Source organism: Nocardioides sp. NPDC057577 (genome assembly GCF_042801335.1).
Taxonomy (GTDB): Bacteria; Actinomycetota; Actinomycetes; order Propionibacteriales; family Nocardioidaceae; genus Nocardioides.
In genome coordinates, this window is sequence record NZ_JBHVGB010000035.1 from 15,369 (window position 1) to 41,103 (window position 25,735).

General features: G+C 70.8%; 21 protein-coding genes. 11 read left to right on the plus strand and 10 right to left on the minus strand.

The window, feature by feature from the left end; all coding sequences use genetic code 11:
• Positions 1-3: 3 nt before the first annotated feature.
• From ACFU7D_RS09985 to ACFU7D_RS10010, 6 genes are read right to left on the minus strand one after another with little or no spacing between them, the layout of a single operon-like run.
• Positions 4-1,248, minus strand: a complete 1,245-nt coding sequence (locus ACFU7D_RS09985) for an LLM class flavin-dependent oxidoreductase (RefSeq protein WP_378866404.1) — start codon at positions 1,246-1,248, stop codon at positions 4-6.
• Positions 1,245-2,558 (minus strand): acyl-CoA dehydrogenase family protein, encoded by a 1,314-nt coding sequence (locus tag ACFU7D_RS09990; protein WP_378866407.1) that lies wholly within the window; start codon positions 2,556-2,558, stop codon positions 1,245-1,247. The genes ACFU7D_RS09985 and ACFU7D_RS09990 overlap by 4 nt, the downstream gene beginning before the upstream one ends.
• Positions 2,555-4,207, minus strand: a complete 1,653-nt coding sequence (locus ACFU7D_RS09995; RefSeq protein WP_378866410.1) for a dipeptide ABC transporter ATP-binding protein — start codon at positions 4,205-4,207, stop codon at positions 2,555-2,557. Before ACFU7D_RS09995 ends, ACFU7D_RS09990 begins: the two co-directional genes overlap by 4 nt.
• A complete protein-coding gene (locus ACFU7D_RS10000) occupies positions 4,204-5,016 on the minus strand; it encodes an ABC transporter permease (RefSeq protein ID WP_378866413.1) in 813 nt (270 codons plus the stop codon). The genes ACFU7D_RS09995 and ACFU7D_RS10000 overlap by 4 nt, the downstream gene beginning before the upstream one ends.
• The gene (locus ACFU7D_RS10005) at positions 5,013-6,041 is read right to left on the minus strand and encodes an ABC transporter permease (RefSeq protein ID WP_378866416.1); all 1,029 of its coding nucleotides are present in this window, start codon (positions 6,039-6,041) and stop codon (positions 5,013-5,015) included. The genes ACFU7D_RS10000 and ACFU7D_RS10005 overlap by 4 nt, the downstream gene beginning before the upstream one ends.
• A 3-nt stretch (positions 6,042-6,044) precedes the next feature.
• On the minus strand, positions 6,045-7,679 hold the full coding sequence (locus tag ACFU7D_RS10010) for an ABC transporter substrate-binding protein (RefSeq protein ID WP_378866419.1): 1,635 nt from the start codon (positions 7,677-7,679) through the stop codon (positions 6,045-6,047).
• A 133-nt stretch (positions 7,680-7,812) separates the two neighbouring features.
• Here ACFU7D_RS10010 and ACFU7D_RS10015 point away from each other — a divergent pair, with 133 nt between their 5' ends.
• From ACFU7D_RS10015 to ACFU7D_RS10040, 6 genes are all read left to right on the plus strand, one after another.
• Positions 7,813-8,919 (plus strand): acyl-CoA dehydrogenase family protein, encoded by a 1,107-nt coding sequence (locus ACFU7D_RS10015; RefSeq protein WP_378866422.1) that lies wholly within the window; start codon positions 7,813-7,815, stop codon positions 8,917-8,919.
• Between the two features lie 31 nt (positions 8,920-8,950).
• Entirely contained in the window at positions 8,951-10,051 is a 1,101-nt protein-coding gene (locus ACFU7D_RS10020) for an LLM class flavin-dependent oxidoreductase (protein ID WP_378866425.1), read from the plus strand.
• Positions 10,048-11,274 carry an MFS transporter gene (locus tag ACFU7D_RS10025; protein ID WP_378866428.1) on the plus strand — a complete coding sequence of 409 codons (1,227 nt, stop codon included), beginning with the start codon at positions 10,048-10,050 and terminating at the stop codon, positions 11,272-11,274. Before ACFU7D_RS10020 ends, ACFU7D_RS10025 begins: the two co-directional genes overlap by 4 nt.
• Positions 11,275-11,296: 22 nt before the next feature.
• The gene (locus ACFU7D_RS10030) at positions 11,297-12,574 is read left to right on the plus strand and encodes an NtaA/DmoA family FMN-dependent monooxygenase (protein WP_378866431.1); all 1,278 of its coding nucleotides are present in this window, start codon (positions 11,297-11,299) and stop codon (positions 12,572-12,574) included.
• A gap of 112 nt (positions 12,575-12,686) precedes the next feature.
• A complete protein-coding gene (locus ACFU7D_RS10035; RefSeq protein WP_378866434.1) occupies positions 12,687-13,505 on the plus strand; it encodes a sulfurtransferase in 819 nt (272 codons plus the stop codon).
• Between the two features lie 91 nt (positions 13,506-13,596).
• Positions 13,597-13,827: a hypothetical protein gene (locus ACFU7D_RS10040; protein WP_378866437.1), complete on the plus strand. Its 231-nt coding sequence runs from the start codon at positions 13,597-13,599 to the stop codon at positions 13,825-13,827.
• 10 nt (positions 13,828-13,837) lie between these two features.
• Here ACFU7D_RS10040 and ACFU7D_RS10045 read toward each other — a convergent pair whose 3' ends face one another.
• Both ACFU7D_RS10045 and ACFU7D_RS10050 read right to left on the minus strand, forming a co-directional pair.
• The gene (locus ACFU7D_RS10045; RefSeq protein ID WP_378866440.1) at positions 13,838-15,052 is read right to left on the minus strand and encodes a PrsW family intramembrane metalloprotease; all 1,215 of its coding nucleotides are present in this window, start codon (positions 15,050-15,052) and stop codon (positions 13,838-13,840) included.
• Positions 15,049-15,705 (minus strand): hypothetical protein, encoded by a 657-nt coding sequence (locus ACFU7D_RS10050; RefSeq protein ID WP_378866443.1) that lies wholly within the window; start codon positions 15,703-15,705, stop codon positions 15,049-15,051. Before ACFU7D_RS10050 ends, ACFU7D_RS10045 begins: the two co-directional genes overlap by 4 nt.
• 215 nt (positions 15,706-15,920) lie before the next feature.
• Between ACFU7D_RS10050 and ACFU7D_RS10055 the strand changes: the two genes are divergently transcribed.
• The gene (locus ACFU7D_RS10055) at positions 15,921-16,796 is read left to right on the plus strand and encodes an NAD(P)-dependent oxidoreductase (RefSeq protein WP_378866446.1); all 876 of its coding nucleotides are present in this window, start codon (positions 15,921-15,923) and stop codon (positions 16,794-16,796) included.
• Here the strand turns inward: ACFU7D_RS10055 and ACFU7D_RS10060 are convergent.
• Together ACFU7D_RS10060 and ACFU7D_RS10065 are read right to left on the minus strand one after the other, a co-directional pair.
• Positions 16,785-17,210, minus strand: coding sequence for a VOC family protein (locus ACFU7D_RS10060; RefSeq protein ID WP_378866449.1), 426 nt, complete (start codon positions 17,208-17,210; stop codon positions 16,785-16,787). The genes ACFU7D_RS10055 and ACFU7D_RS10060 overlap by 12 nt on opposite strands.
• A gap of 50 nt (positions 17,211-17,260) precedes the next feature.
• A complete protein-coding gene (locus tag ACFU7D_RS10065; protein ID WP_378729602.1) occupies positions 17,261-17,974 on the minus strand; it encodes a TetR/AcrR family transcriptional regulator in 714 nt (237 codons plus the stop codon).
• Between the two features lie 355 nt (positions 17,975-18,329).
• Between ACFU7D_RS10065 and ACFU7D_RS10070 the strand changes: the two genes are divergently transcribed.
• The 4 genes from ACFU7D_RS10070 (at position 18,330) to nhaA (ending at position 25,442) form a co-directional block, all read left to right on the plus strand.
• Entirely contained in the window at positions 18,330-19,724 is a 1,395-nt protein-coding gene (locus ACFU7D_RS10070; RefSeq protein ID WP_378866452.1) for a hypothetical protein, read from the plus strand.
• A 159-nt stretch (positions 19,725-19,883) separates the two neighbouring features.
• On the plus strand, positions 19,884-22,139 hold the full coding sequence (locus tag ACFU7D_RS10075; protein WP_378866455.1) for an adenylate/guanylate cyclase domain-containing protein: 2,256 nt from the start codon (positions 19,884-19,886) through the stop codon (positions 22,137-22,139).
• Positions 22,136-23,548 (plus strand): mechanosensitive ion channel domain-containing protein, encoded by a 1,413-nt coding sequence (locus ACFU7D_RS10080; protein ID WP_378866458.1) that lies wholly within the window; start codon positions 22,136-22,138, stop codon positions 23,546-23,548. The genes ACFU7D_RS10075 and ACFU7D_RS10080 overlap by 4 nt, the downstream gene beginning before the upstream one ends.
• A gap of 10 nt (positions 23,549-23,558) precedes the next feature.
• Positions 23,559-25,442: a Na+/H+ antiporter NhaA gene (nhaA, locus tag ACFU7D_RS10085; protein ID WP_378866461.1), complete on the plus strand. Its 1,884-nt coding sequence runs from the start codon at positions 23,559-23,561 to the stop codon at positions 25,440-25,442.
• Positions 25,443-25,735 lie beyond the last annotated feature (293 nt).

Consider the following 25,735-nt stretch of genomic DNA (forward strand, 5'->3'; position numbering starts at 1 on the left):
GGGTCAGCGGGCGACGGCGAGTGGGGCGCGCTCCCACACGCCTTGTGGCACGGAGGGCAGTCCGAGGCCGAGATGGTCGCGCAGGGTCGTGCCGGCGTACTCGCGCCGGAAGAGGCCGCGGCGCTGCAGCTCGGGCACGACCTGCTCGACGAAGTGGTCGAACCCGGAGGGAAGTACGTCGGGCATGACGTTGAAGCCGTCGGCCGCCCCGGCGAGGAACCAGCGCTCGACGTCGTCGGCGATCTGCTCCGGCGTGCCGACCACGATCCGGTGGCCGCCACCTCCGCTGAGGTGCTTGAGCAGCCGGCGCAGGGTGGGGTTCTCCTTGTCGATGTAGTCCTTCACCACCCGGTAGAAGGTCTGGGACCCGCCCGCGGCGTCGGGTTCGACGAGCAGCTCGGCCGGGATCGGCTCGTCGTCGTCGAGCCCGTCGAGGGAGAACCCGAGCTGGCCGGCGAGCCGGGCCCGTGCGTACGCGTCGGGGAGGACCTCGTCGAGCAGCTCACGGCGCTGCTTCGCCTCGGCCTCGGTGCTGCCGACCACCGTTGAGAGCCCGGGCAGCACCACGACCTCCTCGGGGCTGCGCCCGAACTCAGCGGCGCCGCGGCGGATCTCCTCGCGGAAGGCGCGGGCATGGTCGAGGTCCTGGTCGGCGGAGAAGATCACCTCGCCGACGCGGGAGGCGAGCCTGCGGCCGTCGCTGGAGCCGCCCGCCTGGACGACGACGGGACGTCCCTGCGGCGAGCCGAAGGAGTCCCGGGCGGCCCAGGTCGCGACCACCTGCTCGACGAACTCGGCCGCCCGCCGGTAGCGCAGCGCGTGGTCGGGCTCGCCCTCGCGGCCGAAGTTGCGGGCCGCGACCGGGCCGGCGGTGGTCACCACGTTCCAGCCGACCCGGCCACCGGCGAGGTGGTCGAGGTCGGCGACCCGGCGGGCGAGGTCGGCCGGGTCGTTGTAGGAGGAGGACAGGGTGCCGATCAGGCCGATCCGCTCGGTCTGCGCGGCGATCCGGGCCAGCACCGTGGTGGGCTCGAGGTTGTTGCCCGAGCGGTGCCGGATGTTCGGGTCGAGGACGGGGCCGTCGGCCAGGAAGACCGCGTCGAGCTTCGCGGCCTCCGCCTTCCGTGCGATCTCGGTGTAGTGCTCGACGGTGTAGCTGGCGGTCGCGTCGGTTCCCGGGAAGCGCCAGGACCCACCGAAGACGCCGGCGTTGAGGATGTTGACGTTGAGGTGAAGCTGACGTGTCATGAGAGAGCTCCTTCGTTCGTCGGCTCGCTGGACGAGTCGGATTGCGCCGGCCGTGCCTGCCCCGGCCGCTCGTGGGAGTAGGTCGGAGAGGTTCCGTTGACCAGGTAGTCGCCGATCACGCGGGGCTTGTAGACCACCGGGTTGTGGGAAGCCAGGGTGCGCGCGTTGCGCCAGTGCCGGTCGAGATGGACGCCTTCGCGCACAGTCGAGGAGCCCCCGGCGTCATAGGCGATCGTCGCGGCGTCGAGGACGGCTTCGATGACCGCGACCTGGGCTGCCGAGACCTCGATGTAGTTGCGCTCGTATGCCTCCGGCGTTCCCTCCGCATCGGCTGCCTCCAGGCCCTCGGCCACTTGACGTAGCAGGGTGTCGACAGTCAGGGACCTGGCTTGTAGCCGCCCGATCACGCCAAGCACCTCCGGGTCGGTGCTCGCCACGGATGAGAGCGCGTGAACGGCAGTTCTCTGCCGGGACCTGACCACTGCGATGGTCTCGTCGCGGATGCTGCGCGCGATCCCGGCGAGGTTGGCGAGGTGGACGATCTGGAAGAACGCGGGCAGCGGACGCAGGGCCTCCTGGACCAGCCCGAGATGGCCGTGCGGCTCTACCGGCACCTGGTGGAAGTGGGTCGTTCCGCTGCCTGTCAGCCGCTGCCCGATGCCGTCCCAGTCATCGACGTGGGTGACTCCGGGGTGGCGGGCGGGAACCACGACGAAGGCGCGGTTGCCGTCCGGGTCCAGTGCGGCGACCCGGATGTGGTCCGCGTAGAGCGATCCGGTGGAGTAGTACTTGGTGCCGGAGACGACAGCGCGACCGTCTACCTCATGGATGTGAGTGGAGATGTCGAAGCCCGCACCGGCGGTGTTCGCTCCTGCCGGCTCCGACTGGCCGTTGCCGAACACAGCTCCGGCAGCAATCCGGCGCAACCAGTGCCCAGCGACCCGGTCGTCCGGGGTGTGGCGAAGGATCTCCACCGCGGAGAAGTGCCCACGCAAGATCTGCGGCACGTTGGAGTCCGCTTGGCCGGCCTCGGCCAGGAGACCGAACAATGTCGGGAGATCCACGCCGTAGCCGCCGTGCTCGACGGGCACCCGGAGCCTTCCGATTCCAGCGTCAGTCAACTGGCGGACCAGGTCGAACGCATGGGTGTGGGTCCGATCCCGCTCCCCCGCCGTCTGCGCAAGCTGCGCGAAGATGGCGCGAAATGCGAGCACCGCCTCCTCGTACGACTCGGGCCCGGCGACGCCCCTCTGGTCGAACCCACGGATGCTGGTGATGGCTCGGCCGTTGGCCGCCGCCTCGGTCGTCATGCGCGCTCCTTCACGTGGGCCCTGAGCCCTTCGGTGGTCAGACCCCTGCCGGCGATCGCGTCGAGCAGCTGGCGGGTGTAGGTGTGGGACGGGTCGGTGAAGACGCCGGCGACCTCGCCCTGCTCGACGATCCGCCCGTGCCGCATCACCGCGACCTCGTCGGAGATCGCGCGCACCACGGCGAGGTCGTGGGAGATGAAGAGGTAGGTCAGCCCGAGCCGGTCCTGCAGGTCGCGCAGCAGCTCCAGGATCTGGGCCTGCACCGAGACGTCGAGGGCGGAGATCGGCTCGTCGAGCACGACGACCTTCGGCTCCAGGACGAGCGCGCGGGCGATCGCGACGCGCTGGCGCTGGCCACCGGAGAGCTCGCGGGGGTGGCGGCGTACGAAGTCGGCGGGCAGCGCCGCCGCCTCGAGCGCGGCGACCACCTTCTCCTCGTGCTCGCGCCGGGCGCTCCGCCCGCGGCGGGCGCCGGAGGAGAACGCGCGCAGGGGCTCGGCCACCACGGCGTGCACGTCGAAGCGGGGGTCGAAGGAGGCGTACGGGTTCTGGTAGACGATCTGGACGTCACGGCGCAGCGGGCGGAACTGCTTGCGGGACAGCCCGGTGATCTCGGTGCCGAGCAGCGAGACGGAGCCCGAGGTGGCCTCGGTGAGCCCGGTCAGCACCCGCGCGGTGGTCGACTTGCCGCTGCCGGACTCGCCGACGATCGCCAGCGTCCGGCCCGGTCGCACGGAGAAGGAGATGCCGTCGACCGCGGCGAAGCCGGCGTACTCCTTGCGCAGGTCGGCGACCTCGATGACCGGATCCTCCTCCGCGTCGGCGGCGTTCTCCCCCGCGCGTTCGCGGACGAGCTCGAGTCGCGCGGGCACGCTGGCCAGGAGCTGCTGGGTGTAGGGGTCCTGCGGATCGTCGAGGACCTCGCGGGTCGGGCCGACCTCGACCAGGCGCCCCTCGCGCATCACCCCGATGAGGTCGGAGCGGTCGGCGGCGACGCCGAGGTCGTGGGTGATCAGCACCACCGCGGTCCCGGTACGCCGGCGCAGGTCGTCGATCAGGTCGAGCACCTGTGCCTGGACGGTGGCGTCCAGTCCGGAGGTGGGCTCGTCGGCGATGATCAGGTCCGGCTCACCCGCCAGCGCGGCGGCGATCAGGACCCGCTGGCGCATCCCGCCGGAGAGCTCGTGCGGATACTGGCCGAAGCGCTGCTCCACGTCGCTGAAGCCGACCAGCTCGAGCAGCTCCAGCACCCGGCTCCGGCGGGCGGTGGCGTCCAGGCTGGTGTGCAGGACAAGTACGTCCTCGATCTGGTGCCCGATGCGGCGCACCGGATCCAGCGAGACCGTCGGGTCCTGCGGGATCAGGCTGATCGCGGTGCCGCGCAGCGCCCTGATCCGCTTGGGCGGGAGGCTCTGGATCGGCTCGCCGCGGTAGCGGACGACGCCGCCGGTGATGACGCCGTTCTCGGGGAGCAGGCCCAGGATCGCGTGCCCCGTCGTGGTCTTGCCCGAGCCGGACTCGCCGACCAGCGCCAGCACCTGGCCGGGGAGGATCTCGAGGCTGACACCGTCGACGACCCGGGTCAGCTCCTTCCCGGTCCGGTACGCGACGTCGAGCCCTTCGACGGACAGCAGCGGGGTGGCGGTCATGACGGCCGTCCTCTCGTCAGGTGCTGGGAGATGTGGTTGATCGCGAGCACCACCGCGACGATGACCAGCCCGGGCCAGAGCGTGAGGTAGCCGCGGGTGGCGATGTAGCTGCGCCCGTCGGAGACGAGCCGGCCCCACTCCGGGTCGGGCGGCTGGGCGCCCAGGCCCAGGAAGCTCAGCGAGGCGATCCAGATGATCGCGATCCCGAACTGCACGGTGATCAGCGACAACGTCGGAGCCAGCGAGTTGGGCACCACGTGGCGGCGCAGGATGTCGAAGGTGGAGGTGCCGCTGGTGACGGCCGCCTCGACGTAGTTGCTGGTGCGCGCCTTGAGCACCTCCGAGCGGATCAGCCGGGCGAAGGTCGCGGCCGAGGTCAGCCCGACCGCGATCGCCGCCTGGACGATCCCGAAGCCGAGCACCACCACGATCGTGATCGCCAACAGGAAGCCGGGGATGGAGAGCAGCACGTCGATCGCGCGGCCGACGAGCGTGTCGACGACCCCGCCGAACCAGCCGGCCAGCGCGCCCACCAGCGAGCCGAGCACGACCGCGACGCCGACCGCGATCGCCGATCCGGTCAGCGAGGCCCGGGTGCCGTGCACGACCCGGGAGAACTGGTCGCGGCCGAGCTGGTCGGTGCCGAACAGGTGCTCGGCCGAGGGCGGCAGGAGCTTGCTGCGCGGGTCGACCGCGAGCGGGCCGTGGTCGGTGAAGAGCCCCGGCACGGCCGCCCAGAGCAGGATCACGGCGACGACACCGATCGCCAGCACCAGCGTGAGCCTGGCGGAGATGGCCCTGGCCGTCATGGCATCGCCACCTCGGCCGGGAGGCGCGGCGTACGCACCTCGGTCCTGCTCCCGACCGCGGCCGGCTCCTTCTGCCGGCTCACCCGGGCGGCCTTGCCGTCGACCAGGATCCGGGGGTCGACCAGCGGGTAGGCCAGGTCGACGACCAGGTTGATCGCGACGTACGCCACCGTGGAGAGCAGCACCACGCCCTGCACGACCGGGAGGTCCTGGGTGTTCACCGACCCGACGACCAGCTGGCCGATGCCCTTGCGGGCGTAGACCGTCTCGGTCACCACCGATCCGGCGATCAGCTCGCCGACGGTGAGGCCCAGGAGCGTCAGCACCGGCAGCGTCGAATTCCGCAGCACGTCCTTGCGGAAGATGTAGGCCTCACCGGCGCCCTTCGCATGCTGCACGTGCACGAACGGCTGCCGGCGCGTACCCCGGATGGAGGCGGCCAGCACCGGGGCGAGCGACGCGGAGATGACCAGCCCGAGGGTGGCGGCGGGTGCCACCAGGGCGAGGAAGGAGCCGTCGTCGACCGAGGGGATCAGCGAGAGCCGGAAGGCGAGGAACTGCAGCACCACGATCCCGACGACGAAGGTCGGCACCGAGGCGAACAGCGCCGGCAGCGAGCCGGCCAGGCTCCGCACCCAGGCCACCGGCGCGTAGGTGGCCAGCAGCGCGACCAGTGCGGCGAACCCGACCCCGAAGACCAGACCGAGCCCGGTGAGCTGCGCGGTCGCCGGGAGCGCGTCGGCGAGGAGGTCGGCGACCGGCCGCGCGTTGGTCAGCGAGTAGCCGAGGTCACCGCGCAGGACGGCGCCGATGCCGTGCAGGTACTGCTCCCACAGCGGTCGGTCCAGGCCGTAGTACTCCAGCAGCACCTTGGCCGCCTCGGGAGAGAGCTGGCTCTCCGGGTCCTGGATGCGGTTGTTGACCGCGTCTCCCGGCAGCGCGCTGAGCAGGATGAACGAGAGCGTGTAGGCGGCCCACAGCACCAGCACCGCCTGGGCGACCCGCTTCGCGACGTAGGTCCGCATCGGCTACTCCGCCAGCCAGGTGTCGTAGAGCCAGGAGCGGGCGGTCGACTCGGTGGCGAAGCCCTGGACCTTGTCGGAGAGACCGAAGACCTGGGTCTCGTCGTAGAGCGGGATCGAATAGGCCTGGGAGAAGATCCGGTCCTCGACCTGCTGGATCAGGTCCTTGCGGGTCCTCTCGTCGAAGGCCTGCGACTGCTGCTCGAGCAGCTTCTCCAGGGTCGCGTCCGGCTTCGTGAAGCCGGCCGAGTTCTGCTTGCTGATGCTCCAGGACGTACGCAGCACCCCGGCCTCCGCGGTCGAGGTCTGCCCCTGGGAGAACACCCAGTCCGCGGGCGAGGCCGCCTCCTGGGCCTGGTAGTCGGTGAGCGAGGGCTGGGTGATCCGGACCTCGATCCCGGCCTTCTCCCACTGCGACTGCAGCAGCTCGAGCACGGACTTGGAGACCTGGTAGAAGGGCGCCACCCGGAGGTGGAAGCTGAGCCGCTTGCCGTCCTTGACCCGGATCCCGTCCCCACCGGCCTTCCAGCCCGCCTCGTCCAGCAGGCTCTTGGCCTTCTCGAGGTCGTAGCCGAGGTAGTCGCTCGCGTCCCCGCGCAGCGGCGTCCCCTTGACCAGCTCGCTGGTCGGGATTCCGTAGCTCGGTGAGAGGACGGTCTCGTTGATCTCCTTGCGGTCGGTCGCCGCCTGGATCGCCTGGCGCACCCGCAGGTCCTGGGTCGGACCCGCGGCACCGGTCTGGATGGTCAGGTCGTTGGTCTCGCCCTGCACCGGGATGGCCACGAGCTTGCCGCCCCCGGCCTCCACGGTCTCCTCGTCATAGGGGGCGATGTTGCGGGCGATCTGGGCCTCGCCCGACTGCAGCGCGCCGACCCGGGTGCCGGCCTCGGGCACGGTCTTGAAGACGATCTTCGACAGGTAGGCCTTGCCCTGGTGCGCGGCGCTCTCGGGCGCCCAGTCGTAGTCGTCGCGGCGCTTCAGCGTCACGCCGGTGGTGCCGTCGACCTCGTCCACGACGAAGGGGCCGGTGCCGATCCAGTTCTTCAGGTCGCCCTGGCCGTTGAGGTCCTGCTCGAGGAACGGCTTGCCGAGGATGGAGCTGGCCCGGTAGTTCGATAGCACCTGCAGGAACGCCGCGTTCGGCTTGCTCAGCTCGACCTTCACGGTGTGCTCGTCGACGGCGGTCGTGCCGGCGTAGTCGGTCCAGAACGGGTCCTGCGGGATCCCGAGCTTCTCGTCGCCGTTGCCGTGCTGGTCGAAGTTGAGCTTGACGGTCTCGGCGTCGAGCGGGTCACCGTTGCTGAAGGTGACATCGTCGCGCAGCTTGAAGGTGTAGACGAGGTGGTCGGCACTGATCTCCCAGCTCGTGGCCAGCCAGGGCTCGAAGTCGCCGGTCTCGGGGTCCTGCCAGATGAGTCGCTCGGCGAGGTTGCCGGTGACGTTGCTGTTGGACCACAGCGAGTTGGTCGGCGCCCAGGCCGCGTAGTCGACGGGGTCGAAGAAGGTGAGCGTCCCGCCGTGGACGGGCTCCCCCGCCTCGCCGCCCGCGGCGGAGGTGCCGCCGCAGGCGCTCAGCACGCACGCCGCCGTCGCCGCGACCGTGACCGAGGCAAGCAGCGTACGAAGTCTCTTGGTGTTCATCTCGTGGTGGGTCCTTCGCTTGGTGGGGCCGGCTGACGTGTCACCCGAGTGGTCGTCCGAACTAAGTGCACTGAGTTTATCGACTTTATTTTTCTAGTAGCCTTACTGTCTCAAAATCAGATGAGGAGCCTCGATGCCACCGGTCACCACCCCCGCGCTCTTCGGCGCAGCAGCCGTCGACGCCACCGACGACCACCCCCTCGTCGCCGCCACACGGGAGTACGCCGAGCGCGTGCTCCGGCCACGGGCGCTCGAGACCGACGCCACCGAGGTCGGCTCCGAGGTGATCGACGACCTGCGCCGGCTCGGGTTGCTCAACCACCTGGCGCCACGGGCCTACGGGGGCGCCGAGGCCGACCGGCCCGTCGACCGTCGCATCCACGAGATCCTCGCCGGAGCCTGCTTCAACACCTGGCTGGTCTGGGCCCAGCACGCCCCGAGCATCGCCCGGCTCTCCCTGTGGCGCGACCAGAACCCCGACGCCGAGCACCCGTTGGTCGACGCCGTCCTGCGCGGCGAGCTCCTGGTCGGCGCCGGCATCAGCGACGTACGCCGCTTCCCCGACCGCTATCTCAGCGCCCGGCGCGCGCCGGGCGGCTGGGTGTTCAACGGCACCGTCTCCTGGGTCAGCGGCTGGGGCCTCAACTCGGTGCTGCTGATCGCAGCCGTCGACGCCGCCACCGAGGAGGTGGTGCTCGCGCTCGTCCCGGTCGAGGAGCGCACCACGGCCAGCCCGCTCCATCTCGGCGCCGTCGCCGGCAGCCGGACCGAGCGGGTCGACCTCGCCTCGGTCACGGTCCGCGACGAGAACGTGCTCGAGGTCGTCCCGCTGGAGCGGTGGCGAGCCAAGGACGTCGCCGCGGCGGCCGACGCCCGTTCCCACCACTTCGGCCTGGCCGCCACGGTGCTCGCGGAGCTGGCCGCCGAGGCGCACCCGCTCGCCCGTGAGGTCGCCTCGGTCTGGGCGCCCCGGATCGCGGACATCCGCGAGCGGGCCTACGACCTCATCGACCGTGCCGACGGCGGCGAGAGCATCCCCCTCACCGACCGACTCGAGCTGAAGGTCGCCAGCGGCCACGCGCTCACCAGCCTGACCCAGGCCCTGGTCATCGCCCGCTCCGGGCGCGGCCTGGCCGGCACCAGCACCGCTCAGCTCCACGCCCGCTCGGCGCTCTTCGTGCTCGTCCAGGGCCAGACCGACGCCGTCCGCGAGGCGCAGCTGCGCGCCTTCGCCGCCTGACCCCGTCCCCACCGCTTTCGAGGAGAACCCCATGACCCAGTCCCCCACCACGCCCGGACCCGAGCAGACCCGGCTGTGGTACATCCCCAACCAGTCCGAGCCCGGTCACCGCGGCGACGACCAGGTCGCCGACCACAACACCCTCGACACCCTGACCGGCCACGCCCGCGCGCTCGAGGAGCACGGCTGGGACGGCGCCCTCCTCGGCACCGGCTGGGGACGCCCGGACACGTTCACCGTGGCCTCGGCCCTGGCGGCGCGTACGACCACCTTCCAGCCGCTCATCGCGGTCCGCCCCGGCTACTGGAGCCCCGCCAACTTCGCCTCCGCCGCGGCCACCCTCGACCACCTCACCGGCGGCCGGGTCCGCGTCAACATCGTCTCCGGGCAGGACCATCTCGACGCCTACGGCGACAACGCGGCGTACGCCTCGGACCAGGCCGCCCGCTACGGACGGACCAAGGAGTTCCTCCAGCTGGTGCGGCGGCTGTGGACCGAGGAGGGAGTGACCTTCCGGGGCGAGCACTACTCGGTCACCGACTCCACGCTCACCCCGCGCATCCAGGCGCGCGAGGGCCGCCCGCACCCCAAGCTCTACTTCGGTGGCGCCTCCCCCGCCGCCGAGCGGGTCGCGGCGACCGAGGCCGACGTACAGCTCTTCTGGGGAGAGCCGCTGGCTGGGGTCGCGGAGCGCATCGAGCGGCTCCGGGCGCTGAGCGACGAGCTCGGCCGCGAGCACCCGCCGCTGGAGTTCGGCCTGCGGATCACGACCTTCGTCCGCGACACCACCGAGGAGGCCTGGGCCGACGCCGAGGCGAAGGTGGCCCGCCTCGCCGAGACCTCCGCGCAGCGGCAGTGGACCGGCAACCGCCGCACCGCGGTGGGCCAGCAGCGGCTCTTCGACCTCGCCGAGCGCGGTGAGGTGCTCGACGACAACCTCTACACGACACCCGGCAAGGTCGGCGGCGGAGGCGCGGGCACGACCTGGCTGGTCGGCTCGGCCGAGGACGTGGCCAAGTCGCTGCGCAAGTACGCCGACCTCGGCATCACCCACTTCGTGCTCTCCGACACCCCCTATCTCCCCGAGATCGAGCGACAGGGCGAGCAGCTGCTTCCGCTGCTGCGCGGATGACGGCGAACGACACCGGCCTCATCCCCCGACCCGCCGGGCACGACGAGTCCGGCTCGCTCGCCCGGCGTCTGGTCTGGGTCTTCGTCATCACCAACACCGTGGGCTACGGCGCCCTGATCCAGACCGTCCCGGTCCTGCTCCTGCCGATGGCGCGCGACCTGGACGCCTCGCGCACCGCGGTCGCCGGCGCGACGACGCTCGCCATCCTGGTCAGCGCCGTCGCCGCCATCCCCGTCGGCTCCCTGCTGGACAGGTACGGCGGGCGGGCCCTGATGTCGGCAGGCTCGGCGATCGGCGTGGTCGGCGTGATCGCCTGCGCCCGGGCCGAGGACCTGCCGACGCTCTACGGCGCGTTCGTGCTCATCGGCCTGGCGCTGGCGATGTCGACCTACGAGGCGGCCTTCGCGGTGCTGGTGGTCGCGACCGAGGCCTCCGGGCGCGACCGGGCCTTCGTCGTCGTCACCATGCTCACCGGCCTGGGCACGAGCCTCTACTACCCGCTCACCGGGTGGCTGGAGAGTCAGCTCGGCTGGCGTACGACGCTGCTCGTGCTCGCCTCCTCGCTCGCGCTCATCGCGCTGCCGGCCCACCTGTGGGCGTTGCCCGGGCGGGCGGCGCACGCGCGCAGGATCGTGGCGCGCACCGGTCTGCGGGTCGGGCATGCGGTTCGCAGCGTACGTTTCTGGCTGCTGCTGCTCGGCTTCGTCGCCCAGGCGGGCGCGACCTCGGCCTTCCTGGTCGCGATGGTGACCTACTTCCGCGACATCGGCTTCTCGGCCGGCGTGGCCTCCTCGCTCCCGCTCGCGGTCGGGCTCCTGCAGATCACCTCACGGCTCGCGCTGGCGCCGCTGGCCGCGCGGTTCGGGATGGCGAGGGTCACCGCGGCGTCCTTCGCGATCCAGGGCGCGGGCCTGCTCGCCCTTCCGCTGGCCGGCACGTCGGTGCCCTCGACCCTGGCCTGTGTCGCCTGCTTCGGGCTGGGTTACGGAGTCAGCGTCGTGGCGAGGCCCTCGATCGTCGCCGACGTCTTCGGGGTCGCTCACTTCGCCAGCATCCTTGCCGTGATGACCGCCCCGATGGCGCTCTCCCGCGCCGGCGCCCCGCTGGGCGCGGTGTGGCTCGGCGACTGGAGGTTCCTGGTGGCCGCCGGCGCGATGACCCTCCTCTCGGCCGCGGCACTGATCCCGGTCGCCCGTCGTGGACATTCGACCTATGACACCTAATTCGAGTGATTAACTTATTAATGTGACCGAGCGACGCACACTCAAAACCGTGGCCGGCTCCGGCGGCCAGCACTGGGGCATCTACGACCTGGCCCTCGACCCGACCCGATCGACGATGGCCGACGCGGCGAGGATCGCGCCGCGGGCGGAGGCGGCGAAGATCGACGCGCTCTTCCTGGCCGACCTGCTCCAGTTCGGCAACCAGGGGGCGATCGGCGCCCAGGAGCCGCTGATCTTCATGGCCGCGCTCAGCCAGCTGACCACCCACACCGGGCTGATCACGACTGTCTCCTCGACCTTCAACGACCCCTTCACGCTGGCGCGCCAGTTCGGCACCCTCGACCACGTCAGCAACGGACGGGCCGCGTGGAACGTCGTCACCTCCGCCTTCGGCGAGGAGAACTACGGGTACGCCGAGATCCCCTCCCCCGAGCAGCGCTACGCCCGTGCCGAGGAGATCCTCGAGGTGACCCACGCACTGTGGGACAGCTGGGAGCCGGGCGCGCTGCGGGTCGGCGAGGGGGCGGCCAGGCTCGACACGGGCAAGGTGCACCGCATCGACCACCGCGGCGAGCACTTCGACGTCGCCGGGCCGCTCAACATCCCGCCGCTGCCGCAGGGGCGGCCGGTGATCTTCCAGGCGGGCCAGTCCGAGGGCGGCGTACGTCTCGGGGCGCGCTTCGCCGAGGTCGTCTTCACCTCGCTGCCGACCATCGAGATCGCCCAGGAGTTCACCGGCCGGATCCGCTCGCTGGCCGCGTCGTTCGGGCGACGTGACCGGCCGCTGATCTTCAGCTCCCTGCACGCCACCTACGGAGCCACCGAGGAGGAGGCGCTGCAGCTCGCCCGGGAGCGCACCGACTCGATCGACCTCGACGCCGGCCGCGCCCGGCTGGAGAGCATGCTCGGCGACGCCGACCTCTCCGGGGTCGGGCTCGACGAGACCGTCCCGGAGTCGCTGCTGCCCGAGATCACCGGCATCAACCGCCGGCGCGGCCGGGTCGAGATCTTCGCCGCCTGGGCGCGCCAGGGCCGCACCCTGCGCGACCTCGTCATCGCCGCCCAGGACACCGGCCACTGGGCCGAGACCGGCACCCCCGAGCAGATCGCCGACGCGATCGAGGAGCGCTACCGCCTCGGGGTGCTCGACGTGGTCAGCGTCGGCGACCTCGGCGAGGACCGCACCCACGACTTCGTCGCCAACGGCCTGCTGCCTGAGCTCCGCCGCCGCGGGATCGTCGGGAGCGACTACCTCGGCGCGACACTGCGCGACAACCTGGAGCTGCCGTTGGCACGCTGAGCCCGGGGCCAACACTGGTGCCCACGTCCTGGTCCCGGTGACCCGCTACGACGGCCCGACCCCGCCCGTACGCGCCTATGAGCCGCCCACCTTCTCCTGAAAGACTCCACCCGTGAACGTACTCATCGACGCCGACGAGCTCGCGACCGCACTCGCCTCCGACCGGCCCCCGGTCCTCCTCGACGTACGCTGGCAGCTCGGCGGCCCGCCCGGACACGAGTCCTACCTCGAGGGCCACCTCCCCGGCGCCGTCTACGTCGACCTCGACACCGAGCTGGCCCGCCACGGCGAGCCGACAGACGGGCGCCACCCGCTCCCCGAGCTCGCGGAGCTGCAGGCCGCCGCCCGCCGCTGGGGCATCTCCGCAGGTGACACCGTGGTCGCCTACGACGCCGTCGGGAACACCTCCGCCGCCCGCGCCTGGTGGCTGCTGCGCTGGGCGGGCGTCGCCGACGTACGCCTCCTCGACGGCGCCCTCGGCGCCTGGACCTCCGCCGGGCACCCGCTGGCCATCGACGACGTCGTACCCGTGCCCGGCACGGTGACGCTCACTCCGGACCACCTGCCCGTGCTGCCGTTCGAGCAGGTCCAGGCGTACCAGGGTCTTCTGCTCGACGCCCGCGCCGCCGAGCGCTACCGCGGCGAGGTCGAGCCCGTCGACCCGAAGGCGGGGCACATCCCGGGTGCGGTCTCCGCACCGACGGCCGACAACCTGGGGCCCGATGGCCGCTTCCTGCCCGTCGAGGATCTCCGGGCCCGCTTCGCGGCGCTCGGCGTCGAGGCGGACTCCCCCGTGACCGCCTACTGCGGCTCCGGGGTCACCGCCGCCCACCAGATCGCCGCGCTGGCGATCGCCGGCTACGACGCCGCGCTCTTCCCCGGGTCGTGGAGCCAGTGGAGCAACCACGACCTCCCGGTCGCGACCGACTAGATCACGACCCACAGGCCGGCGCGATGCGGGTCATGGCTGGCTCACAGGTGGTCGGGCGAAGGTGGAACCACCGACACGCAGAGGAGTTCCGATGCCCGACCACCTCGACACCTTCGCCCTCACCATGCCGCCAGGGACCTCCGGCACCGCCCTGGCGCTCCCACATCTCGGCAACGGCTCCGCCGACCTGTCCGGGCTCACCACCGCGGTCCTCTCCTACGACGCCCCCGGCTCCGCCACCTCGGCGGAGGTCGAGTGGGCGACCGCTGACGGCACCCTCCAGCGTGCCGTCCTCAGCCACGGCCTCGTGCCGCTCTCCTGACCCGGCCGGATCAGCCCTCACGAGCGGGATCGTCCGCCTGGCGCAGTCGGAGGACCTCGGCCCGGGCGAACTCGACCCGCTCGTCGCTGTCGCCTCCCGAGCGGCCCAGCTCGTGCGCGAGATCGAAGACCGCCTCGAGCACATGGCGATTGCGGTGGCGGTGGCCCGGCCCGTGGCCGTCCTTGCGATAGCGCCTGCGCGCCTTGCGGTCACCCGCCGCCGCGTCGACCTCCGCCTGGGTCAGCACGCCGCTGGCGACCTCCGGGGCCAGGATCGGGCGGATGCTGGCCCGCTCTCCGGCGACAGCCATGCCGAAGACCCGGACCACGATGGCGACACCGATCAGTGGAAGACAGCACATCAAGACGATGATCATGGCGATCGCGGCGCCGCCGCTGAACAGGCTGGCCACGATCGCGCTCTGCCCGTCCCAGACACCGTGCAGCACCATCGCCAGCACGATCAGACCGATGCCGCGACCGAGCCGCCGGGGCTGAGAGGGCAGACCGATCGCGTACACCAGACCGGTGCAGAAGATGGCACTGAACAAGATGTGCGAGCCGATGCCGGACGCCATCCGTACGCCGAAGGTCCCCAGCGAGGCGCCGATCTGGTTGGCGCCGAACTGAGTCGGCGCGGACTGGGCGACGTAGAGGACGTCCTCGAGGATCTGGAAGCCCAGGCCGAGGAAGGCGCCGGCCACGAAGCCGTCGTACGCGGTCCGCATCACTCCAGGGGCCAGCGCGATGAGCAGCAGGATGCCCAGCCCCTTGCCCCACTCCTCGGTGAACGGAGCGGCGAGGGCAGGACCCCAGTCCATCGCGAAGGGCTGACCGAAGAGCTTTGCGTAGATGCTCAGCAGTGCGTCGTTCGCCGGCGCCGCGATCGCGAACGTCGCCGCGAAGCCGCCCCACAGGAAGGCCATCACCCGCAGCAGAGCGGGCTGGGACGAATACCGGTCGATGTGCTGGGTGAACCACCAGAACACCGCTCCGTAGACGGTGAAGACGACGAACGCCAGGCCGATCGCGGGCGCGTAGTAGCTGGCCGCGATCGTGCTCAGCAGGTTGTGCCAGGTTCCCCAGATCACGAAGACAAGCCAGACCCAGAAGGCGAGGTTGCGGGGCTGGAAGAACGTGAACCGGGCACCCCAGCCGTTCTCCGTGATGGCCGCCCTGCGCTCCTGGTCCAAGGCCGCGAGATCGGTCGATGACGAGGTGATCATGCGCCGTCCTCCTCTCCGAACTCGACACTGAGGATCATCGCGGCCACCTGCTCGACGACGTCCTCGTCCGTGCCCGCGGGGCCCGTCGATGTCACCTGAGCGCCCGTGCCGTCATGAAGGAACACCGCCAGGGCCCCGTCGGCGTCGATGCTGCTGTAGCGCGCGACCAGGCCCTCCTCGCCGTCGGCGCTGCGGATGCCGTACGCATCGCCGGCGATGTGGAACCCGTCGCTGCCGTTGGTGGCGTCGGTCGTCTTCTCGAGCTGTTTCATGAGTCCGTGGAGATCACCGTCGAAGTCCCCGACGGTGACCGTGAACGAGACTTCCCCCGACGTCAGGACAGTGGTGCGCGGCAGCGATCCGCTGACCGGCTCGTCACCCTCGACGATCCCCGACTCGATGTTCCACCCGGGCGCCGCGACGAAGGAGACTCCCTTCTTCAGCAGCATCCGGTCACCTGCCGACGTCTCGTCGTCGTTCGGCAGCGCCGCATCGATCGCCGGGACACCGAAGTGCGCGACCAGCGCGAATGCCACGACGATGAGGGCCGGACGCAGCGTGAGGCGGTCGAGGCCCCACCAGCGGCGTTCGACCGGAACCCAGTCAGGTGGGCGGGAATGGCCGGTCTTCGAATCAGGGGACGCAGATGCCATGTTGAGATCCTGTCGGCTCATCTTCAACCGGTCGGTCGAAACCTGGGTCCAGGCTAAGGCGCGCTCGACTCAAACAGGCTGATTCGATAAAGAAACTGCCTGTTCTGCACAGTGATGATTCGAACAGGTGAAAACCGACGAAAGATGGTCCTTGACCTCAAGTCGGCTTGATCTTCGAGCATGGAGGCACACCGACGAGAGATGGAGCTGGACCAATGACGGAACGCAACGACCGACCCGCCGTCACCGTGATCGGGATGGGCAGCATGGGATCGGCCCTCGCCCGGGCCTACCTCGAGCGCGGCTACCGGACCACGGTCTGGAACAGGACGGCCGACAAGGCCGAGGCGCTCGCCGATGCCGGAGCCGTCGTCGCCTCCACCGCGGCGAAGGCGGTCGCGGCAAGTCCGCTGACGATCCTCAGCCTGCTGGACAACACCGCGGTCGAGGACGTCCTGGAGTCGGTCGGCGAAGCCGCCGCCGGCCACACCCTGGTCAGCCTCACCAGCGGTTCCCCGGCCCAGGCGCGGGCCAACGAAGCGTGGGCGAGCGAGCACGGGGCCGCGTACGTAGACGGGAAGGTGATGGGAGACCCGCCCGACGTCGGCACGCCGAGGATGTCGCTGGCCTTCAGCGGGAACCGCGACGCGTACGAGAGCGCCGGGCGGGCGCTGCAGGAGCTCGGCTCGGTCCTCTACCACGGCCCGGACGCGGGGTATGCCGCTGTCGAGTTCAACGCCCAGGTCGCGATGGGCTACGAGTTCCTGATCGGCTTCCTGCACACCCTCAGCCTGGTCGAGGCCGAGGGGATGGACCTGGAGTCGTTCACCGAGCGCGTCGCCGGTTCCCTGTCCGGCTATGCCGGACTGCTGCGGATGATGGCCGGAGCGATCAAGAGCGGGACGTACGGCCCCGACCTCGGCTCGCTCGACGTGCAGGCCGCGCTCATGGACGACCTGATCGGGCACCGGGAGTCGGCCGGTGTCGAGGCCGTACGGATGCGGGAGGTGAAGGCGCTGATGGACCGCCGGATCGCCCAGGGTCACGGCGACCAGGGGTTCTCCAGCATGTATGAGCTGCTACGCCCCTGAGGTCTGGGCCCGCTCGGCCTCCCAGGCGGCGACCTCCGCCTCGGAGCGCAGCACGCACAGCTGGTTGCCCTCGGGGTCGGCGAAGATCACCCAGCCGGTCCCGGGACCGTACTTCCCGCGGTGGTCGGCGATCTGGGTCGCGCCGAGCTCGAGGAGCCGCTCGACCTCTTCGTCGCGGGTGCCGGTCCGCGGGCGCAGGTCGAGGTGGATCCGCTTGGCGGGCAGCTCCTCGTCGGCCACCTCGATGAACAGCAGCCGGTGGCCGGTCTCCGGGTCGAGGATCATGCACTCCTCGTGACCGGGAAGGTTCGGGTCACCCTCCACGTCGACGTAGCCGAGCAGAGCTTTCCACCACTCCGAGAGCGCGTACGCGTCGTGGCAGTCGATGGTGGTGTGCGAGACGAAGAGGGTCATGCGCACATCGAAACCTACCCGCGCACCCGAGTCCACCGGGTTATCGGGCCTCAGGCGGGCTCGACGACCTTCTCGTCGATGAACTGCGGGAGCAGCTCGATCGCGATAGGCGCCGCGGCGTCGATCTTCTCCTGCGGAACGTCGCAGATCCGCAGGCAGGTGGCGGCGATCGCCCAGGCCTCGCGGCACGGGATCCGACGGCTCGGGTCCTCGGTGCGCATGTTGATCACGCCCTCGACCTGCTGGATGAGCAGGTCACCCAGCTGCTTGCGGCTGACCGTCGAGCGCACCGTCTTCGAGGCGATCTCGCCGGCCAGGTGTGCGTAGTGCCCGGCCAGCTCCGCGTGCTCGTTGCGGAACTCGTCGTAGACCTCGCACTTGGCCACGTCAGGGAGCTGGTAGAGCATGCCGACGTTGTGCGGAACGTCAGCGAGGGTGCGCACATCGACGAGGACCAGCAGGTAGAGCGCGGTCTCGTAGTCGAGCGGCGGCACCCGGTCGAGGATCTTCTCGACCTTGTCCGTGGTCGGGCGGACCGACCGGCGGAGCAGCTCGCCGAGGATCTCGTCCTTCCCCGCGAAGTGGTAGTAGAGGGATGCCTGGCGGATGCCGACCATGTCGGCGATCTCGCGGGTAGACGTCGCCGCGAAACCCTGGGAGACGAACAGCCGCGAGGCGGCATCCAGGATCTGGTCGCGCGGTGAGGTCGTACCTGAGTCGGGAACATGCCTAGGGCGGCCGGGCCGAGAGCGCCTAGTTGTCATGTTGCCCATCTAACTCCCATCCAGACTTTCAAGGAAGACTTGAAAGGACTTTATCCTCTACAAATTACGAGCCATAAGACCTATAGGACATAGTTCGATCGGGCCATGCCCACGATGTGTGCGTTTGCGCCCGTCAACACCCGGACACATACACCGGAAGCCCCCATGTACGGCCGAGCACCGGGTGGCGCCCCTTGGTTCGGCGCCGTCATCCGGCTGTTACCCGCCGTCAGAGTGGCTAACGATGATGTGGGTGACAGGTCACGCATCTGTTGGACATTCGTGTAACGCCTGTGGCGCCCACCACATGATCTTCGAGCGATCCGCTCGACTTACTCATGCTTAGATCCTCACCATGATCCGCCGGACCGCGCCCGCCACCGTCCTTCTGGCCCTCGTCGTCCTCGTGGCCGGCCCTGCAGCCGGTCCAGCAGCCGGCGCCGCGATGCCGCCGAACCCGTACGCCGGCCCGGACGGCACCTGGAACATGCACGGCGACGCCGGGGCCTCCGACACGACGCCGTTCGAGGGCCCGGGCGCCGACCCCTCCCCCGCGCAGCCGGTGCCGCTGCCTGCGGTGTGCCCGACGATCCTCAGCGGAGCCGACGGGATGGTGCAGGCGCTGTGCACCGAGTACATCGACCGGGCGCCCAGCCTCTACCTCCTCGACCCCACCACGCTCCTCCCCGTCGCCCGGCGCCACCTCTCCGCCGGGTCGCTGCTCGGTGGTGTCTATGCCTACGTCGACAACGAGTCGCGACTCGTCACCGTCGACGGGTCCGGCTCCCTGCTCTGGCTGACGCACTCCCGCTCGGGGCTCGGCTGGTCGATCGACGTGGAGCGTGAGGTCCCGGTGACCCTGCCGGAGGGCGACGCCGTCACCACCGTCGGACCGGGCTACGACGCCAACGTCTGGTTCGCAACCGCCCAGGGACGCGCGGGCTATGTCACGCCCGACGGCGAGGTCGTCACGACGAGCCTCGGGGCCGGCGACGAGAAGGTCGCCAACTCCATCTCCAGTGCGCCGAGCGGGGTCGCGGTGACGACCGACCATGCGACGTACCTGCTCCGCGCCGGGCGCGACGGCGAGTCGGTGCGGACCGTGTGGCGACAGAGCTACGACCGCGGCGCGGCCCGCAAGCCCGGGCAGCTCAGCCACGGCAGCGGCTCGACGCCGACGTTCTTCGGGGAGCGTACGGGCGCCGAGTTCGTGGTGATCACCGACAACGCCTCCCCGCGCGAGAACCTTCTCGTCTACCGAGCCCGCGACGGGCGGGAGGTCTGCCGGCTGCCGATCCTCACCGAGGAGAGCAGCGGCACCGAGAACTCGCCGGTGGCCTGGGGAAGCTCGGTCTACATCGCCAGCACCTACGGCTACCCCTATCCGGCGCAGGCGACCGAGGACGCGGGCGAGTCCGTCCCGGCCAAGGCCGACTTCGCGGGTGGGATGGAGCGCATCGACGTCGATGAGCGCTCCGGCACCTGTGAGTCGGTCTGGCGCAACGAGGTGCCCTCGGCCGCGGTCCCCCGGCTCTCCCGCGGCGAGGACGTCCTCTACACCGTCACCCGCCGCGGCAGCGGGCTGACCTGGCGCCTGGCCCGGATCGACCCGGCCGACGGCGAGATCCTCTCCGAGACCTTCCTCGGCCTCGGACCGCTGGCCAACACCCTGCAGATGGTCGGCACGATCCTCCCCGACGGCACCCTGCTCCAGGGCACGCTCGCCGGACTGGTAGCCGTTCGACGCTGAAGTCTCCTGATCCGGTCCGGATGCGTCACGATGCGTTCGGATACGACCATCTGAATCGGTTCACTGCGCTTCGATCCCCTTCGCATGTACGCTCGCACGAGCGGCAGCACCCGTCTCGGGACTTCTGCCACGGGCGCGCACCAGCAGGGGGAAGTGCACATGGGGCAGAGCGACGCGGTCGTCCGACGGGCGGGCGGCCACGCGAGAGCGACCGAGTCACGACAGCCGGCAGCGGCCGACGGAGCCGAGTCCGGCCTCGGCGGCGGAGACGACGGCGGCGGGCCGCGCGAACCGCTCGCGACCCGGTCGCGTGGCGGCAGCCGAGGCTTCGGCAGCATCCAGTCCAAGCTGCTGCTGATGCTGGTGCTGACCAGCGTGCTGTCGACGATCGTGGTGGGCTACTTCGGCTATCGCAGCGGTACGCAGGCACTCGAGGACTCCACCCGCAGCCGGCTCCAGGACGTGCTCGACGAGCGCGCCTCCCGGGTCTCGGCGATGATCAACAACGTCTCCGCCGGCGTCGTGCTCGACAGCCAGGGGGTCGGGCCGGAGTCGATGGCCGAGTTCAGCGCGGCGTACGACGAGCTCGCGCGGGGCACGGTGGATCCCGCCGACACGGCGGCGCTGGCTCGCTACTACAACGACTACTACGCACCCCACCTGCAGGAGAACGTCGGCGGTGAGATCAACGCCGAGGCGTTCATCCCGACCTCCCCCGCGCGGACCTACCTGCAGGCGCGCTACACGGTCGAGGCGACCACCGAGACGGACACCTCACGTCCCGTCTCCGACGTCGATGACGCCGGTGACGGCTCGGCCTGGACCGCGGCCAACAAGAGGTGGAACCCCTACTGGCGTGCCGTACGCGACTCGCTCGGGCTCGACGACGTGATGATGATCGACACCGACGGACGCATCGTCTACTCCGCCGACAAGGGCTCCGACCTCGGCAGCGACGTCGACACCGGCGAGCTCCGCGACGGGGCGCTGGAGTCGCTGTGGCGCGAAGCTCTGCGGTCCAACAACCGCGACTACGTGGCGATCTCCGACTACGAGAGCTACCAGCCGGCGTTCGGCCGCCCGCGGATGTTCGTCGCCTCGCCGATCGGCACCGGCGGCGACGCGACCGGCGTGCTGGTCTACCAGATCTCCTCGAACGCGATCACCATGCTCACCACGGGCTCGGGCAAGGCCGACAAGGTCACCGGGCTCGGCGAGACGGGAGAGTCCTACATCGTCGGCACCGACGGTCTTCTCCGCACCAACTCCCGCAAGCTGCTCACCGATCCGAAGGCGTTCGCCGAGCAGATGCGCGACAACGGTGCGAGCGAGGAGACGGTCGACCAGATGCTCCGGATGAAGCTCGCCGTCGGTCTCCTCACCGCGGGGCCGGACATCTCCGGAGTGGCCAAGGAGGGCAGCACCGGCGTCGCCGAGATGACCGACTACGCGGGCAAGGACGTACTGGCCGCGTACGAACCGCTGGACGTGGAGGGGCTCGACTGGTCGCTGGTCGCGACCATCGAGACCGACGAGGCGCTCGAACCCGTGCAGGACTTCGCCCGCAACGTACTCATCGCGACAGCCGCCGTGATCCTGTTCGTCTGCGGCATCTCGATCCTGCTGGCCCGGGTCTTCACCCGACCGGTGGGACGGCTGATGAGCGGCGTACGCGCCGTGGCAGGGGGCGACCTCGGCGCCCAGGTCGACGCCGGGTCCCGCGACGAGTTCGGCGACCTGGCGAGCTCGTTCAACGACCTCAGCGCGAGCCTGGCCGCCAAGCAGGAGCTCGTCGACGCGCAGCAGGCGGAGAACTCCCGCATCCTGCGCTCGCTGATGCCCGAGGCGGTCGCCGACCGCTACCAGCACGGCGAGACGACGATCTCGGCCGAGCACCAGAACGCCTCGGTCGTCTACACCGAGATCGACGGCTTCGACGCGTTCGCCGGCAAACGACCCGCCGAGGAGTCGCTCGCCATGCTCAAGGAGCTCTCCGCCGGCTTCGACGCCGCCGCACATCGGGCCGGGATCGAGAAGGTACGCAGCGTCGGCACCGGCTACATCGGCAGCAGCGGCCTCATCGTGCAGCGCGTCGACCACGTCCGTAGGGTCGCCGACTTCGCCGTCGACGTGGCGCGGATGGTCGAGCGCTTCAACGTCACCAACGGTGCCGACCTGGTCCTGCGCGCGGGGGTCCACACCGGTGACGTACGCGGTGGGCTGGTCGGTCAGGGCGACATGGTCTACAACCTGTGGGGCGAGGCGGTCGACCTGGCCTACCGGGTCCGGACCGTCGCCGGTGACGCCGGGATCTACGTGACCGACGAGGTCAAGGGCCAGCTCTCCTCGGCGTACGACTTCGAGCAGGTCGGCACCATCGACGACCGGCCGGTGTGGCAGGTGGTGCTGTCATGACCCACATCGTCGACGTCGGCGGCGCGTCCTGGTTCGGGTGGGCGATGGCGCTCATCGTCGGGCTCCCGATCCTGCTGCTGGTCCTCTCCGAGGTCCACCTGCGCCTGGTGCGCCGCGACAGCGGTCTCGCGGCCCCCGTCAACCGGCTGCGGCTGTGGCTGCTCCCCGGAGCCGGGCTGCTGGTGCTGCTCACCCAGGTGGGCAGCCTGCCGGCCGACAACAACGGCGTACGCATCGTGGCGACCGTCGTCGGGGTGCTGGCGGTGAGCATCGCGCTCGGCGCCCTCAACGCGCTCCTGTTCGACAACGCCGACCGGGGCAGCTGGCGCGAGCGGCTGCCCGGGATCTTCGTCGACCTCGCCCGGCTCGTCCTGGTCGTGGCCGGCGCCGCGATCGTGGCCTCGATGGTGTGGGGCTTCGACGTGGGCGGGCTGTGGGCGACCCTGGGTGTCGGGTCGATCATCATCGGCCTGGCGCTGCAGAACGCCATCGGCAGCGTCGTCTCCGGGCTGCTGCTCCTCTTCGAGCAGCCCTTCCGGCTCGGGGACACCCTCGACGTCGCCGGCGCCAGGGGCCGGGTCGTGGAGATGAACTGGCGCTCCACCCACCTCGACACCGGCAGCGGGGTCCAGGTCATCCCCAACTCCGCGCTGGCCGCGGCCTCGTTCACCAACGACAGCCGTCCCACCCGCGCTCACGACCACACCTTCAGCCTCGACTTCGGGGCGGCCGACCCACCGCACGAGGTCGTGGAGACGGTCACGACGACCGCCGCGGCGCTGCCGTCGCTCCGGCCCGGGTCCGTCGCGACGGTGCGCGCCACCGGTGGTGGCGCCTACGACGTGACCCTGCCGCTGGCCAGCGCCTCCGAGGCCGGCGTCGCGAGCTCCACGCTTCGCACACGGCTCTGGTACGCGGCCCGCCGGGCCGGCCTCACCCTCGACGGCGTCACCCCGGAGACCCGCCCGACGGCCGATGTCGAGGCGGCGCTCCGGTCGGTCTCGACCACGCTCGAGCTCACCGACGAGGAGATCGAGGCGCTCGCCCCGCAGTGCCGCCTGAACACGTTCGGCGCCGGCGAGCACATCGTCCGCCCGGGACGGGTGCCGACGACGTACGGGTTCGTGGCCAGCGGTGTGGTCGAGGTGACCGCTCCCGCCGGCTCCTCGGGCGGCTCCGGCGGCGCAGTCGTCGTGGCCCGCCTCGACCGGGGCCAGGTCGTCACCGCCGAGGCGCTCCTGCGTGAGAGCGGCACCCTGACCGCGACGGCGCTCACGCTGACCGAGGTCCTCGAGCTGCCGCTCGCGGTGGTCGACCAGCTCGTCGTCGCCAAGCACGGCGTCGCGCGGCGGCTGAGCGAGGTGGCCGAAGGGCGGCGCGCCCACACGTCGGACGGTCAGCGCGCCTAGGATCCTCCTTGTGGGGAAACAGCAGACGAAGTCCCGGCGTGACGAGGACCTGACCGGACAGCTCGGCACCAGACTGCGGCACTTCATGCATCTGGAGTCGACGAGCGCCACACTGCTGGTCATCGCCTCGCTGCTGGCGCTGGCCTGGGCCAACTCGCCGTGGTCGCACGGCTACGAGCACCTGTGGGAGACGGTGGTCTCGGTCCGGTTCGGCGACGTCGGCCTCTCGATGAGCCTGCACCACTGGGTCAACGACGGCCTGATGGTGGTCTTCTTCTTCGTCGTCGGCCTGGAGGTACGCCGCGAGCTCGCCGTCGGCGAGCTCACCGACCGTCGCCGCATGGTGGTCCCGCTGATCGCCGGCGCGGGCGGCCTGCTCCTGCCGGCGCTGATCTACCTGCTGCTGAACCCCTCCGGCGAGGCGGCGCGCGGGTGGGGCATCGTGATCGGCACCGACACCGCGTTCCTGCTCGGCATGCTCGCGCTGGTCGGGCCGGCGGTCTCCACCCAGCTGCGGATCTTCCTGCTCACGCTGACCGTCATCGACGACATCGTCGCGGTCAGCGTGATCGGGGTGGCCTACACCGAGCATCTCTCGATCGGGCCGCTGGTCGTGGCCGGGCTGGCCCTGGTCGGGATCTTCGTGCTCGACCGGGTGAAGGTGTGGCGGGCCGGACCCTACGTACTGCTCGTCCTGATCGCCTGGGTGGCCACTCTCGGCGCCGGCCTGCACGCCTCGATCGCCGGGATGCTGGCCGGCCTGCTGGTGCCGGCGGCGGAGCCGACCCGGGCCCAGATGGAGGTCGCGACCTCGCGGTTCCGGGCGTTCCGGCAGTCGCCGCTGCCCACGCTGCAGCGGGAGACCCGCGACGAGCTGACCCGCACGATCTCGGTCAACGAGCGGCTCCAGGAGACGCTGCACGTACCGACGAGCTATTTCATCGTGCCGGTCTTCGCGCTCGCCAACGCCGGCGTCGACCTGCGCAACGGCGTGCTCGGGGAGGCGCTGAGCTCGCCGGTGACCTGGGGCGTCGTGGCCGGCCTGGTCCTGGGCAAGACGCTCGGGATCGGCGGCGGCGCACTCGTCGCCACGCGGCTGCGGCTCGGGCGGCTGCCCCAGGGGGTCGGTGGCGGCCATGTCCTCGGCGGCGCCGCGCTGTCCGGGATCGGCTTCACCGTCGCCCTGCTGATCACCACCCTCGCCTTCGACTCCGAGACGCTGCAGCGCGACGCGATCGTCGGCGTACTCCTCTCCGTGGTGCTCGCCTCCGCGCTCGGCTGGCTGATCTTCCAGTTCGCCGCGCGATTCCTCGGCCAGCGTGACGCGGCGCTGCCGAAGGTGCTCTCGACCCCGGTCGACCCGGAGCGCGACCACATCTACGGTGCCGAGGACGCCGAGATCACCCTGGTCGAGTACCTCGACTACGAGTGCCCCTTCTGCGCCCGTGCCACCGGCACCGCCAACGAGGTCCGCGACTACTTCGGGCCTCGGATCCGCTACGTCGTACGCCACCTGCCCCTCCCCCAGCATCCGCACGCCGAGCTGGCCGCGGTCGCCGCCGAGGCCGCGGCGCGGCAGGGTCGGTTCTGGGAGATGCACAAGCACCTCTTCGACCATCAGAACGAGCTCGAGCACCAGGACCTGGCCGGCTACGCCGGTGCCCTCGGGCTCGACGTCGAGCAGTTCCTCCGCGACCTCGAGGACCCGGACCTGGCCGAACATGTCCGTGAGGACATGGCCTCCGCCAACGACAGCGGCGCCCGGGGCACCCCGACGTTCTTCGTCGGGTCCCATCGCCACGAGGGCCGCTACGACGCGCGCACGCTCATCGCCGCGCTCGAGCGTTCTGCTACCGGGGAGACCGCTCGGCTCGGGGTCCGCTCGCGTCGCTGACGTTCTGCCTGCGCCGTTGGTCGAGCCGCGAGCGTGTTCTTCATCGCGTCGCCGAGTCGGCACAGCTGTCTCGTCGACGAGACCTCCGCCGCTGGTCGAGCCGCGAGCGCTAGCGAGCGTGTCGAGACCAACACGGTCGCTTTCGGGGCTGGTCGGGGTTTCAAGTCGGTTGGGGACTGGTTCTTCATCGGGTCGCCGAGTCGGCACATCTGTCTCGTCGACGAGACCTCCGCCGCTGGTCGAGCCGCGAGCGCCAGCGAGCGTGTCGAGACCAACACAGTCGCTTTCGGAGC